The organism is Ginsengibacter sp., from assembly GCF_057362405.1.
Window position 1 is genome coordinate 24,480 of sequence record NZ_JBMQQG010000241.1, and the last position, 13,225, is coordinate 37,704.

9 protein-coding genes are annotated in these 13,225 nt (G+C 39.7%); 2 read left to right on the forward strand and 7 right to left on the reverse strand.

Annotated elements, in window-relative coordinates; translation table 11 throughout:
- Positions 1-25: 25 nt before the first annotated feature.
- Together ACO1O5_RS20815 and ACO1O5_RS20820 are read left to right on the forward strand one after the other, a co-directional pair.
- A complete protein-coding gene (locus ACO1O5_RS20815; protein WP_486273707.1) occupies positions 26-703 on the forward strand; it encodes a lipoprotein signal peptidase in 678 nt (225 codons plus the stop codon).
- A gap of 33 nt (positions 704-736) precedes the next feature.
- Complete coding sequence (locus ACO1O5_RS20820; RefSeq protein WP_486273709.1) at positions 737-2,461, forward strand: autotransporter outer membrane beta-barrel domain-containing protein; 1,725 nt, start codon at positions 737-739, stop codon at positions 2,459-2,461.
- A 69-nt stretch (positions 2,462-2,530) separates the two neighbouring features.
- Here the strand turns inward: ACO1O5_RS20820 and lnt are convergent, their stop codons facing one another.
- From lnt to ACO1O5_RS20855, 7 genes are all read right to left on the reverse strand, one after another.
- Entirely contained in the window at positions 2,531-4,060 is a 1,530-nt protein-coding gene (gene lnt, locus ACO1O5_RS20825) for an apolipoprotein N-acyltransferase (protein WP_486273711.1), read from the reverse strand.
- A gap of 117 nt (positions 4,061-4,177) precedes the next feature.
- Entirely contained in the window at positions 4,178-5,308 is a 1,131-nt protein-coding gene (locus tag ACO1O5_RS20830) for a T9SS type A sorting domain-containing protein (RefSeq protein ID WP_486273713.1), read from the reverse strand.
- 104 nt (positions 5,309-5,412) lie between these two features.
- On the reverse strand, positions 5,413-5,787 hold the full coding sequence (locus ACO1O5_RS20835) for a hypothetical protein (RefSeq protein ID WP_486273715.1): 375 nt from the start codon (positions 5,785-5,787) through the stop codon (positions 5,413-5,415).
- 6 nt (positions 5,788-5,793) lie between these two features.
- On the reverse strand, positions 5,794-8,406 hold the full coding sequence (locus tag ACO1O5_RS20840; protein ID WP_486273716.1) for a hypothetical protein: 2,613 nt from the start codon (positions 8,404-8,406) through the stop codon (positions 5,794-5,796).
- A 29-nt stretch (positions 8,407-8,435) separates the two neighbouring features.
- Positions 8,436-8,957, reverse strand: coding sequence for a T9SS type A sorting domain-containing protein (locus ACO1O5_RS20845; RefSeq protein ID WP_486273718.1), 522 nt, complete (start codon positions 8,955-8,957; stop codon positions 8,436-8,438).
- Positions 8,958-9,069: 112 nt separating this feature from the next.
- Entirely contained in the window at positions 9,070-11,028 is a 1,959-nt protein-coding gene (locus ACO1O5_RS20850) for a T9SS type A sorting domain-containing protein (protein WP_486273720.1), read from the reverse strand.
- A gap of 270 nt (positions 11,029-11,298) precedes the next feature.
- On the reverse strand, positions 11,299-13,225 hold a 1,927-nt coding region (locus ACO1O5_RS20855; protein ID WP_486273721.1), incomplete at its 5' end, for a T9SS type A sorting domain-containing protein.

Genomic DNA, 13,225 nt, shown 5'->3' on the forward strand with positions numbered 1-13,225 from the left:
ATCTTTACCCTTTTAAATTTATTACGTGAAAGGAAGAAATGTTTTTTTGATTATCTGTCTTATTGTTCTGGCAGATCAGGCTTTAAAGATCTATGTAAAGACACATTATCATTCGGGAGAATCACATGCTGTAATCGGCAGTTGGTTTAGGTTATATTTTATTGAAAACGAAGGGATGGCATATGGGTGGAAATTCGGCGGCGAATGGGGCAAAATAATTTTGACGTTGTTTCGCCTGGCGGCAGTAATTTTTGGTGTATTTTATATTAAGAAAATTATACAGCACAAGTACCATCCAGGATTTATTATTTGTGCAGCCCTCATTTTCTCAGGGGCGCTCGGTAACCTTATTGACAGTATGTTCTATGGTTTAATTTTTGAAGATAGCAGCCCTTTCGCTTACAACGTGGCAAGAATTTTTCCGGCTCATGGTTATGCCGGCTTTTTACACGGCAAAGTAGTTGACATGTTGTATTTCCCGATCATCCGAAATACCCATTTTCCCACCTGGGTACCGTTTTGGGGCGGTGAGGATTTTGAATTTTTCCGCCCAATATTTAACCTTTCCGACGCTGCAATATCCACAGGAATCATCACAATACTTGTGTTCCAAAAGCGTTTTTTCAAAAGCAATTCTAAAAATATTGCTTCCAAAAGCCTTGAAACAGGCACTTTGGTTAACGATGAAATGCAGGTTTCGTAAGCCCCAAGAATTACAAATTTTTAAATTCGTACTATGAAACAGATCAAAATTGCACTTTGTATTTTTGCAACTTTTGTTATATTAAATGCATGCCAAAAAGAATATAGCAATGAACTTGGTAACTTAAAAGTTCCCACCGGAACCTGGCAGTTCAGCGACAGCAGCCAATTGTTTGCAGGAAATATGGATAGTGCATACATTGATTCAACTTCATCATCAAATACCCAGGTACTCCATTTGCTGGGAACGTCTCTCGATGGATCGCAATCGTTTAATCTTGAGCTATATGCCAGTTCGTTTACAACAGGAACTTATAAGGCTTCTCTGTTTCAGACTACTTTTCAATATACATCCGGAGGAACCGGAATTTACCAGGCCGGGCAATTAATCGGAGAATTTATTGTGAATATAACCACACTAAACAGTACTCAAATATCAGGTACTTTTTCGGGTGCCGCATCGGATGCATCTAACAAGATTAAACAAATTACTAACGGAAAATTTACCTCCAGTTTTAGTAGTCCTGTAGCTGGTGGTGGTATTTCGTCCGGAGTGTTGGGTGATAGTTCAGGCAGTTGTAAACCAGTTATCCTGGCTGGACAATATGCTCAAGGAATAGCATTGAATTCCACTAACACCGTACAGGTGCAGGTAACTGTTGCTATCGCAGGGTCGTATTCTATAAAGACCAATACGGTTAACGGGGTTACTTTTTCGAAATCCGGCACTTTTACTTCGACAGGTGTGCAAACGGTTATTCTAACCGGAAATGGTACTCCAACAAATTCGGGCAGTCAAAGTTTTACTTTAAGTTATGGTAATAGCTTATGTAATTTCAAAATAACTTTCGATTCGCCTGCATCTGGTAGTCTCGGCGGCGGTGGAGGAAGCTGCACTCCTTTTGCCATTGCAGGGGTTTACACACAAGGCATCGCACTTGATGCTACAAATACAGTACAAATTCAGGTGAACGTTGCCACTTTAGGGAGTTACAATATCACTACCGGCACCATCGACGGGGTTACATTTTCTAAGAGTGGAAATTTTACTGCTACAGGCGTGCAGACAATATTTTTGACTGGTAGCGGAACTCCCATAGTTGCCGGACTGCATAGTTTCACTGTAACATTTGGAACTAGTAGTTGCACATTTACTATTACATTTTTGCCAGCCACTACTTCTTCGGGCGATTATTTCCCGCTAACGTTGAATTCAAACTGGACTTATAATCTTGTCGGAGGAACGGCGACTGATTCAGTTCATAATGCGGTAATTGCTTACTCACCAACATTTGGCAGTTATAATTACAGTACTATAGCATCATATGACGTGCCTTCTACAGGAGCTTTTGACTCATCTTATTATCGTAAGCCGGGCGGAGATTATTACCAGTACCTTGATTATTCTAAAATTATTCCCTTCGACCAGCCAACTACAGGTGAATTTATTTTTCTGAAAGATAATGTGGCTTCCGGTACATCGTGGACATCGCCAAATATTAGCGGAATAGTCGGTGGGATCGCCATTACCGCTTATCTTAAAATGACGATATTAGAAAAGTCAGTTCCGGTAAGCATTGCAACTTTTAATTTTCCAGATGTAATAAAAGTGAAGTATGAATATTTTATTGTTGGGAACCCAGTGGCGATAGAAACGGATGAACGCTGGTTTGCAAAAAATGCAGGAGAAATATATAATAGTCTTTCCAATTTCTCTGCTACAGCAACTTATAATGTTGGCACTTATCTCATTTATTAAAAGAAATTATCCGAATACGTGACTACCTAATGCCGGAACGGGATAATAATAATCGATATAGATTCGTTGTTAACGACCATTTTTGGCCCTGGATTTAATCAACGAGGGAATACAAATGATGGCGATACATAATAGGCAGAAATAGATAAATATCTGAGGGTATGATGAAGCTATTGTTTTATAATCATTGGGTTGTATTTTGACCATTTTTACAAAAGGTTCTGTGCCTTTTTCCTGTTCTTCAATATCGCCCGAGGCCTTTATTAGACCTGACAATCCATTGTTACTATTTATGGCTATATCTTTTCTTGATTCAACAGCCCGCAACCTTGCATAATAAAAGTGGAGATTAACGATGTATGTATCATTAAACCATCCGTCGTTGCTCATGTTAAACAGGAACTGGGCTCCCTGTCTCACCTGGCTTGCTGCTGCAGCTGGTACTGCTGCTTCATTACAAATTAGAAAGCCTGCTCTGCCAAATGGCGTTGATAGGGGTTTGTTGTAGGCAGTATCATTAAGAGCAGAAAATCCTTTGCTTGAAAAAAAAGGCATCAACCAACCGTTTAAGGGTTTTTCGATAAAAGACAGAAGATATTGTTTATCATAATGACCCATAACATTTCCACCTGGTAAAATACAGTACGCTGAATTGAAAACTTCGTTCTCTTTATAGGCTGTATTGATACCCAAAATATGAGTTATACGAACCGGATCTGTAATTTTCAATACTTCCTTCACCAGGTCATCATCTTTTCTGTAAGTCCAGGGAATTGCTGACTCCGACCATAATGCCACATCTGGTTTCATTGTAACTGCAAGCCGATTCAGGTACAATAATTTTTGAACAAGAAAATTGCCGGTGTTGTCATCCCAGGTTATGTCCGGCGGAATGTTTTCGGCAAGGATTGCCACATTGAATGATTTATTTGCATGTAAACTGCTGTCAAATCTTTGAAGCAAAATAAAACCTGCGAATAAATAAAACGCGATGACAATTATGGGTATATATAATCTTCTCCACAATTTTTTAATGGTAATCGCAGCTAACTGATAGTTAACCATAACCACAATAAAGCTCATAATGTGAATACCAAAAATAGATGCAGGCTGAATTGCGTAGAGATTTTCTGCCAATCCATTTCCCGAATGAACATCAAACCAGGGTAGCCCGGTCGATACCAGCATTAATAATGCTTCTGCTACACAAAAAAGAGAGCCTGCTAAAATGCTGTTGGTAATAATCGAAACTAAATTATTATCAGTTTTTTTCAATGCAGAAAAGCACCACAATAATGCGCCACAAAACAAACTGTAAAAAGCAGCGGAAATAAGGAATACGCCAAGACCATACAACATGTTATAACCCGTAAATCTTTCGGCACCTGGTATCATCCAGAAAAAAGCGAGACAAGAGAAAGTAAATCCAAAAACAAGAGCAATCTTAAAAACCTCTTTTTTTCTTTTATTATAAATCAAGATAAAAAAAGGGACATAACAAACCCAGCTAAAAATAAAATTAATATTACAGGTAGCCGCGTACGTTAGTATACCGGAAGTAATGGCAAGACTCCAGGATTTATTTATAAACTTTTGCATTATTCCGATGATCGCTGAAGGTTTTTTATTTATAACGGTTTATAAACAAAAATAAGAGGGAAAGTTTGTAATTGCTTACAATAACTTTCCCTCTTATTTTATAATAAATTTAAAATATTATTCTATTACGACTTTCGCACTTTCAGAAAGCCCTTCCCCTTTTAATTTTAGAATATAAAGACCAGGTGCCGGTTGTTGTTTCATGTTTAATTTCTTAAGTGAATTCGGCTGTACATTATTAATCATTTCATGATAAATTATATTTCCATTCATACCGATAACCGTTGCGTCAACATTAGAAACCCCACGATTTGCAATACTAAAATTTATTCCGGAACGTGATGGATTAGGAGAAACCGATATAATTGATTTTATATCTGGCATTCGTAAAATTTTTACATCAGATTGATAAGCGTGACCATCAACATCGTATTGTTTAATTACATAATAGTTAATTCCACTTAAAGGATTATCATCATATACGTTATAAGCATTGGATGCAGCAGTGGTGCCCTTGCCATTTACACTGGCGATGGTTTTCCATGTTTTTCCATCACTGCTGCGTTGTATTTCAAATCGGGTATTATTTTGTTCTGTGGATGTTACCCATTCTAATTTAACACTTTTGCCTTCGCGGCTTACGGTGAACCCGCTAAGTTTAATGGGTAGCACTCCTGCAGTAATTAATGATGGGTAAGTTTGTGTACCATCAAGGCTTGATGTTGACCCCCATTGTCGAAAATAATAGATAGTGTTAGAGGTTATATTTGAAGTACTCTTAATGACCCATTCAAATTCCGTGCGATAGTTATATGCAAGAGTGTCGTTTTGCAGTAATGCCGAATCAACCATTATTTTGCCTGGCGCAAAAGTATAGCCACCAGTTCCAACTAACTGAGCTGTAGTTGACTCCGCCTGCGAAACGAAGGCACTTGTGCCTGCCATAATAAAAGGATTGGAACTTGAAGTTGCATCGATATTTTTCCATGGTCCTCCTGTTGACGTGGCGTATTGCAATGTATCAAAGATACTAAGAGTAGTATCCGGAGTACTGTTGTAAACTTCTAATCTTAACCTCCATACCTCTCCAGGTACACTTAATACCGCCTGCGTATTTTGGGCTGCCTTCCAGGTTGCGGTTGTTTCTGTTCCATCGTCGTTACGCCAACGCCAATTAGCCTGTGTAAGAAAGGCAAATATATTACTGTACGTCGCTAGCATAACGGTTAGAATCAAAATCTTTTTCATAGATAGTGGGCTTTTGCTTTAGAATATTTATTATAAAATAGTTGAATGATAAGTGATTTTAAAGAAAATTTTTTGAATCAATAAAAAATTACAAGAAACTAAATTTAGTGTAAAAGAAATTTTTGAGATTTAGTTGCTATGGTTCCCATCTGTTTTAGTTTAGGAGAATTGCTCGGCAATTTATTTTTATCTTCTTCATCTGACCGTGCTAAATCAGAATGTGCGATTATTTCCGGATTCTTTATTTTAAGCTTTGCAACGTCTTTAAGCGAAGACTTTGAACTCGGAAAATTTTGATCTTTTTGCAAAGGCTTAGAAAGATCTGTTGATTTATTTTTTTCACTCAATTTTTCATTTATTTTTTTATTATAAATTTCATTAAGTGACTTATCGCTCGCCAGTTGGGCTTTAGCAGCCGAACCAAACGAGCAAACAAGAATACATGTAGCCACGAGATTTAATTTAAAACGAGAAAACATAATAATTTATTTTACGCTTACAAGAACATTAATTTTTCCAACTTCATTTTCATTATAAGGCTGCAATGCTTTTCCTAATACTTGTCCGATTTGAACTTTTTTTGGATCGGCTTTCATTGCAACACCTGGGGTAGAAGAAGTTACTAACAGGTCACCTCTCATTATAACACCTCCTTCAAGGCAGACTTTTGTTGGTATTACACCAATTACACCCATTGGCACCATTTCTCCAAGAGAATCCAGTTCAGCATTTTTTTCGGTTAATAACACACCGGGTTTTGTTGCATATACGCCGGCAACCAGTGTCGAATATGCCGATGAAGATTTTTCAACTTTACGATCTGAATCTTGTGAAATGATCAACACATCTCCCGGTTCATATTTCGTGCGATCTCCTACTACATCAAAAAATTCTGCAACATCGGCGCCCCCCATTTGCGTTCCACCATTAAAAAACCCTTTCCCGGTATTATCTATTCGGGCAACGTTTGCGTTATTTGCTTTAAACACCGCGGTATTGCCAGCATCCGGCCCTTCAAGTTCTGCAACCAAAGCATTACCGTTGGTGGCTCCAAATGAATTGGCAACTGCAAGCACACCAATCCCGTTATTAGCAGTATTGAAGCCTCTTACTCCCGCATAGGTCCCATCATTTCGTCCAACTACACCGCTGGCATTGTCGCTGATGGTAAACCCTAAAACCGCCTCGCCTCCAGCGTTATTAATACCTAAAAGGCCTGTTCCACCTACATCGTTACCGATGCCCAAAACCCCGTACCCATAAGTAGCAATGGATGTTATACCATTACCGTACCCCGCGTTTGACGCGAAAACTACATCGTTGAAGGCATTTGGATTAGAGATATCAAAAAGACCAGCCGTTCCGTTGTCGCTAGTCGCAAAAACTCCTGTTCCGTCCGGGCTGCTTGCATATACCCCGTACCCGGCCGAAGAAAGTCCATTTACACCGCTGCCACTAACTGATGATCCATAAACTCCTGATCCGCTTCCATCATGAGATCCCCAAATACCATATCCATCCGTTCCCGTACCAGAATTCATTCCTCTTATTGCAGCCGATGATACTCCAGGTGTTAATGAGCTAATTTTACCTATTATCCCAAATGCATTAGCATTCACAGATGAATTAATTCCTTGAAGAGCAGTTCCGGGCCCTTGATTAGTTATTGAAAATAAAGCGGAATCTGAATTAACAGAAGCGCTAAAGGGAATTGAGAAAGCACCGATACTATCCTTAGATGGAGACCATCGCAGACCATCAAATTTAAGCACCTGGCCTACAAGCGGGATTGCATTGCTTATCCCATTTCCTTGCAACTTATTTACAGTTGGGTTTGGATATGTTCCACTTAGGTCGCCTCCAGCAGGCCCTGTGGCCCCCGAGCCGCCAAATATTACACCAGGTGCTAATTTAGCAAGTGTTATTGAACTATCTTTTATCTTAGTTGTAGTCACTGCAGAATCGGCAAGTTTTGAAGTAGTTATTGATAGGTCAGCAAGTTTTGAAGTAGAAACAACTCCATTGGCAATTGTAGGAAAAGGATAAATACCGGTTAAATCCCCACTAGCCGGAATTATACCAAATTTAGATATCGTCACTGAGTGATCTGCCATCTTAGGAGTGGTTACAGACGCATCAAGTAACTTAATAGTATTGACAGCACCTGCGTTAATAGTTGGATTTGGATAGGTCCCGCTTAAATCGCCCCCAGCCGAACCTGTGGCGCCAGAGCCGCCAAGTATTACACCAGGTGCCAATTTAGAGAGCGTTATTGAACTATCTTTTATCTTAGCTGTCGTAACTGCAGAATCAGCCAGTTTCGAAGTATATATAACTCCGTTCGCAATAATAGGATTAGGATAGATACCTGAAAGGTCGCCACCCGCAGGAATTATACCTAACTTAGAACCCGTTATCGAGTGATCTGCTATTTTAGGCGTGGTTACCGCTGCATCAAGCAACTTAATAGTATTGACAGCACCAGTATCAATGGTTGGATTTGGATACGTTCCGGTTAAATCGCCACCAGCGGGAATTACACCCATTTTAGATGCAGTTATCGAATGATCTGCTATTTTTGAGGTCGTTACTGCACTATCCAGGATTTTATTAGTAGTGATTGCATTGTTCGCAATGGACGGGTTTGGATAGGTGCCAGTTAAGTTGCCACCTGCTGGCCCGATTGGATGCGCGCTATCTGCTAAAAATGCATAAGGGACACTCAATAACTGCGCTGTGCCCATGTCGATAAAAGTATTGTTGTTGTTTGGCGATAGTTCTACCTGTAAAAATTTGCCCCCCCCAACTGACCAATTAATACCACTAAGCGAATTCACGACACTTATGGCACCGCCACTGCCAATTTGAATCACAAACATTCCGAAGCGGTCGGTCTTCAAACTGCGGGTTTCCTGGTATAAAAGAGGCCCGGATGAAGTACCATCATGAATAGAAAGACGTAGACCAATATTTTGATTTGTCAAGGTGGTTCCAGATGAATTTCGTGCAATGCCCTGATAATTGATCATTTGAGCAGCCTGCCCAAAAACAAAAATTGTGAAAAACACACAGGTTGTAAAAAGCATCAGTTTTTTCATACACGGAAATTTAAAATAACAATCAATTATTATAGTTTAATTATTTTGTAAGAATCTGCCTCCATTTCATAACTTCCTGAGACCGGATTCAATTTTTTTATATAGAGTACATAAAGACCTTTCCTAAGACCTCTCATATTAATTTTCTCGGTCAATCCTGATCCGTAGCACGAGAACTCATGTCTATAAACAATATGCCCAAGTTCATCCGATAGTTGCAGGCTAACCTTTCCAGAAATACTTTGCAACAAATCAACGTGTAAAATATCCTGAGTTGGATTTGGGAATACCCGAATGTTAGTAAAACTCAATGCAGTTGTGTTGAAGGAAACGGCAGTTTGCTGTAGTGGTGGCTGAACAAGGCCGCTAGTAGGCTGAATGAATCCGTTTGTGATGATATAGCTGCTGTCAATGTCATCCATTTCATTCACGAGCGTCAATTCTCCAATACTCCATTGAGTCGTGAAGCCCTTACCTTTTGAAACGCCGCCTGACGCATTAATAACCTGCGGGATTTGCGGTTGCCCATAACCGGATGTTATGGAAATCATTGTTAAACAAAAAAGTATTGATATGGGTTTCATATGGATATAAAAGATAATTGAAAAACGGTATTGCGAAAACATTATTGCGCAATACCGTTAATTACATTGCCAGCCCGAATTATTTTACCAGTGCCATTTTTTCAACAAACAAATTCTCTCCCAGAAGAACTTTCACCGAATAAATTCCCCGCGGCCATCCTTGAAAATCAGTCAGGTTAAGGCTCGAGTTTCCATTTAGTACTATCGTACTTATTGTTCTCATTAATCTTCCGGCACCATCATAAATAAACAATTGCAATTTATTTTCCCCGATGGAAAAAACATTTAGTTGCGTATTCTCCCTCACCGGATTTGGCATGATAATAACGCCAGGTTTAGAGGCTTTTTGAAGAAAGAAGCTAATAGTCCTGCTATAAGATACATTTCCTTTTGAACTTATTATTTTTAGCCTGTAGTAGACACGATCGGATGCAGTTGCATCTGGCGCATCCGTGGCAGAGTATTCGTTTGTTAGATTGTCCCCAGTATTAGCAAAGACTTTAGCTACGGCTACGAAGTGGTCGCCATCCAGACTTCGCTCAATATTAAAATAATTGATTTGCGGGTTGGGTGAAACATTCCAATTCAATTGCACCGTTTTGTTGGATATGTTTCCGTTAAAACTTAGAAGTTTATTATCGAGAACAAAACAATTGCTGTTCCAGAACACTACAGCTGTATCAGTCGCATAAATTGAGCATCCTGACTGTAACTGTTGTGAGACGATATAAGTTCCCGCCGAGTCTACAGTAATAGAAGTTCCATCGGTGCTGGTGCTTACTATATGTCCGTTTGGAGTAGACCAGGTATAAGTAGATGTTGCTACCGGGTCGGTTACATGTATTGTACTATTCCCAATTAATCCGCAAAGTACGGATTGATCGGACTGAATATTTGCTCTTGCCGGAAGAAAGAAATCAAAAGGCCCAACAAAGTCTTTAAGCGCAGAAGTAAATGATGCAGAGGCCCTTGACTTTACCAAGATTCTCCTGAAAGGCATACCACATTTATTTTCACCCAATAATGTAACCGGGTCTAATCCAATTTTAGAGAGATTAACACCTATTTCCATAAACTGGCCCGCCGTGTACGTCGTAACGACACTATTATCTCCACGAACTAAAGAAAAAGGTCCTGCCCATGTGTTATTTGGACTTTGAACTCCTGAATAAAAATTGCCGGCAGTTTTAGGCAGAATACCCGCATATCCGAATTGCGAACCGTTGGATGCTCCATCAAAAGTACCAGCCCAATTGAAATTGACAGGAGTTATCGATAAAGAAGCCGAGTCTACCCAGATACGAGCCTCGAGTGATGCTAAACCCGAGCCTCCAAAATCAGTCGCGAAAATTATATCTCCCGGTTGGGTAATGTTGCCGGCTGCATCAAATTTCCAGGATGTGTGACCGGCATCTGGCCCGTATCCATAAAATTTTTGAGTACCACGATCATAGTAAATGTCTGTCTGGTACATTTCAAAATCAAAATATCGGTCACCAGTTGTATTTTCGATAGATAAACCCCCAAACATCCAAAGCGAATCGATGGTGGTTGGTCCCGCCCTTCTCACATGCACCATCATATCCAGTATCTCATTCTTATCCGGCACCGATTGGGCTACAGGGCACGACCAGTTCTGGGGACTCTCACCATTTTTACTTGCGCCAGACGCAAAAATTGTAGAATCAGTACCATGGTAATCGCGAATAAATATTGCATCTAATAGCAATTTATTATTTACAATTGAATATGCAGGATATTTCATCGTCCGGTAGAAAGGCAATTGCCGGAACGCAGGGTCAATAGCGTAGCGGGCCACCAAGGCAGCAGCACCGGTGGTATCAATTACAAATGCCCCGGAGCCTGCGGTTCCCATATTGAACCAATCATCATTTCCGGATTGAGGGAAATTGTTAAAATAGTTAGCTCGTAACTCTCCTTCGACTCCAAAGCCTGCCTTAATAGCCGGACTTGTCGATTGTGCCTCCGAAAGACTCCAAACTTGTACAAGGCAAAAAATGTAAAAAATTGTTTTCATAAAAGTGGATTTTCATTGGTAATTAAGTTACATTCATGACGTAGAAAACTTCATATTTATCTAATTAATGGGCTGCCAACCATTATAACGAACTGAAGATGGTGTTTATTTCATTTTCTTATTTTTAACTCTTGAAATATTCTAACTTAAAAGAAGCAGCAGGAATACATTTTTCGGTCAATTATGAACTACCGCAATATGCTTCATTCGTAAAAAAGAGGATCATTCAGGAATAATTTCCAATTTTATTTAACCAACTCTTATTCGGCATCAGATCACTTTAAATAGCTTATTCTCAATTATTTTATTATTAAATTCAGTTCTAAGGATATATATACCAGGAGAGAATTTTTCTACATTGTCCAATATCACGGCTGATGTACCCTTACTGAGACGTATATTTTTTTTGCTCACTATTTTGCCATACACATCATATAAGTTGAAAACAACATTTCCATCGTCAGGTAGAGAGATTTTTATTTTTAAGCTGGAATGGAATGGATTAACCACACTTAGGTTAAATGAAGCATTATTATTATACAACACAATAATTTTTGAATATTTGTTATTGCTGTTACTTAACCCTACGAGTCTTAACCTATAATATACAATCGCAGTGGTTGGATCAGGATCATTGAACAAATAATCGGCGCTATTAATGTCGTTCGAACTCGCGACTACTCCTGCCCACGAGAAATTTATCCCATCAAGACTTTTTTCAACCTGGTACTCTTTAACATTAGATTCACTTGGCGAAGTCCATCGCAGACTGGCGTGATTATTCAGAACGTTGCCGGTAAAATCCAAAAGCTGCGTTTTCAACAAAGTGCAATTGACATTAAAGACTTTCACATATATTTTCTGGCTATTGCCTACCGAACAGGTGGAAGAATTTAGATTTGCTGCCGTTGTTGCCACCTTTAAACGGTAATAAGTACCGCTATCTGCCAGCACGGGTGTAAATGTGGTATCAACGGAATATACCCACTCGCCATTTACAAGCATCGGGACTTTTGAACTGCAAACACCTGTACTCATCCAGTTAACCCCGTCAATACTTTTTTCCCAGCAGTAATTAGTATAATTGTTGAAATAACTTTTCACTGTGTCGCTTAAGGACAATGGCACTCCAGCGCAAGAAGTTGCTGTATCTTTAGGACTGTTAATAAGATTAGGATAGCATGTTGCAAGTTTTATATCATCGAGAACCCAATCATTACCTCCACCACCTGCAGCATTGTTTTTAATTGTGATACGAAATTGAGTTTCTGTGGGACCTGTTTTGTAAATGAATCCACGTTTTTCCCAAATGGTATCATATTTCATATTCCCTGTGGTGTAATAATCTACATCATTTATCGTATACGAGAGATTAGGTAAAACTCCCGGAGTGTACGTAGCCGCACTATTCCTGTCAATACCACATACTCCGCAAATATTTCTTACCCATGCCGAAAATTCATAGTAGGTATTAGGACAGACATTCTTAATTGTATCCCGATAAACTTCTCCTGTGGTAAATGCTGCATTCACCACCAACATGTAACCCCCCGGCTGGCCCGTAGCTACCGGCAAATTGCCTGTAGACTGATTGGCGGCCCCGGTATGGTCGCCTATGATGTCCCAAAATCCGCCGAACACACGAGAATTATTTGTTGTCGGTTTATATGGTCCGGCGTTATTGGTGGTTCCGTCTGCACTGGTATTATTCGCAACAGAATAATAATTATCCTGGGGGCTATTTAATCCTAAATTTACTTTTGCATAGCCCGGAGCATTTACCCCTAAGGCCCTGTTTTGAATATTCCCGGATCCAAATGAACTTTCTGCAGTAAATGTTGCGCCTGAGAAATTATTACATAATGCCTGATTCTTAATTACTTTAATCCCGGCATAATCGAAGCGAACAGTTTTATAAACAGCGGCTGTGTCAATATGAAAATTTCCTGTCGGATGAATTGTGTCGCCATTATTTGCGGTTATTAAAAGCTTATAGGCAACTACAAATAACGTGGATCCATAAAATTTTGGAACGCTTCCGGCCAGTATGGATCCACCACCGGTTGCATTACCAAAACCTGCGCCATTCAGCGCCTTCGCTGCACCGGTACCTAAATTAACGCGTATCCCCGGGACGGTGGCATCATAAACCCCCAGATCATCATTGCTCGCATCGGTATAAGGTCCGCTACCCGGA

Excerpts from the sequence above, each read along its gene's own strand:
- ACO1O5_RS20830 (WP_486273713.1), bottom strand. The coding sequence starts at position 5,308 with ATGAAAAAGATTTTGATTCTAACCGTTATGCTAGCGACGTACAGTAAT.
- ACO1O5_RS20835 (WP_486273715.1), bottom strand. The coding sequence starts at position 5,787 with ATGTTTTCTCGTTTTAAATTAAATCTCGTGGCTACATGTATTCTTGTT.
- ACO1O5_RS20845 (WP_486273718.1), bottom strand. The coding sequence starts at position 8,957 with ATGATTTCCATAACATCCGGTTATGGGCAACCGCAAATCCCGCAGGTT.
- ACO1O5_RS20840 (WP_486273716.1), bottom strand. The coding sequence starts at position 8,406 with ATGAAAAAACTGATGCTTTTTACAACCTGTGTGTTTTTCACAATTTTT.
- lnt (WP_486273711.1), bottom strand. The coding sequence starts at position 4,060 with ATGCAAAAGTTTATAAATAAATCCTGGAGTCTTGCCATTACTTCCGGT.
- ACO1O5_RS20850 (WP_486273720.1), bottom strand. The coding sequence starts at position 11,028 with ATGAAAACAATTTTTTACATTTTTTGCCTTGTACAAGTTTGGAGTCTT.
- ACO1O5_RS20820 (WP_486273709.1), top strand. The coding sequence starts at position 737 with ATGAAACAGATCAAAATTGCACTTTGTATTTTTGCAACTTTTGTTATA.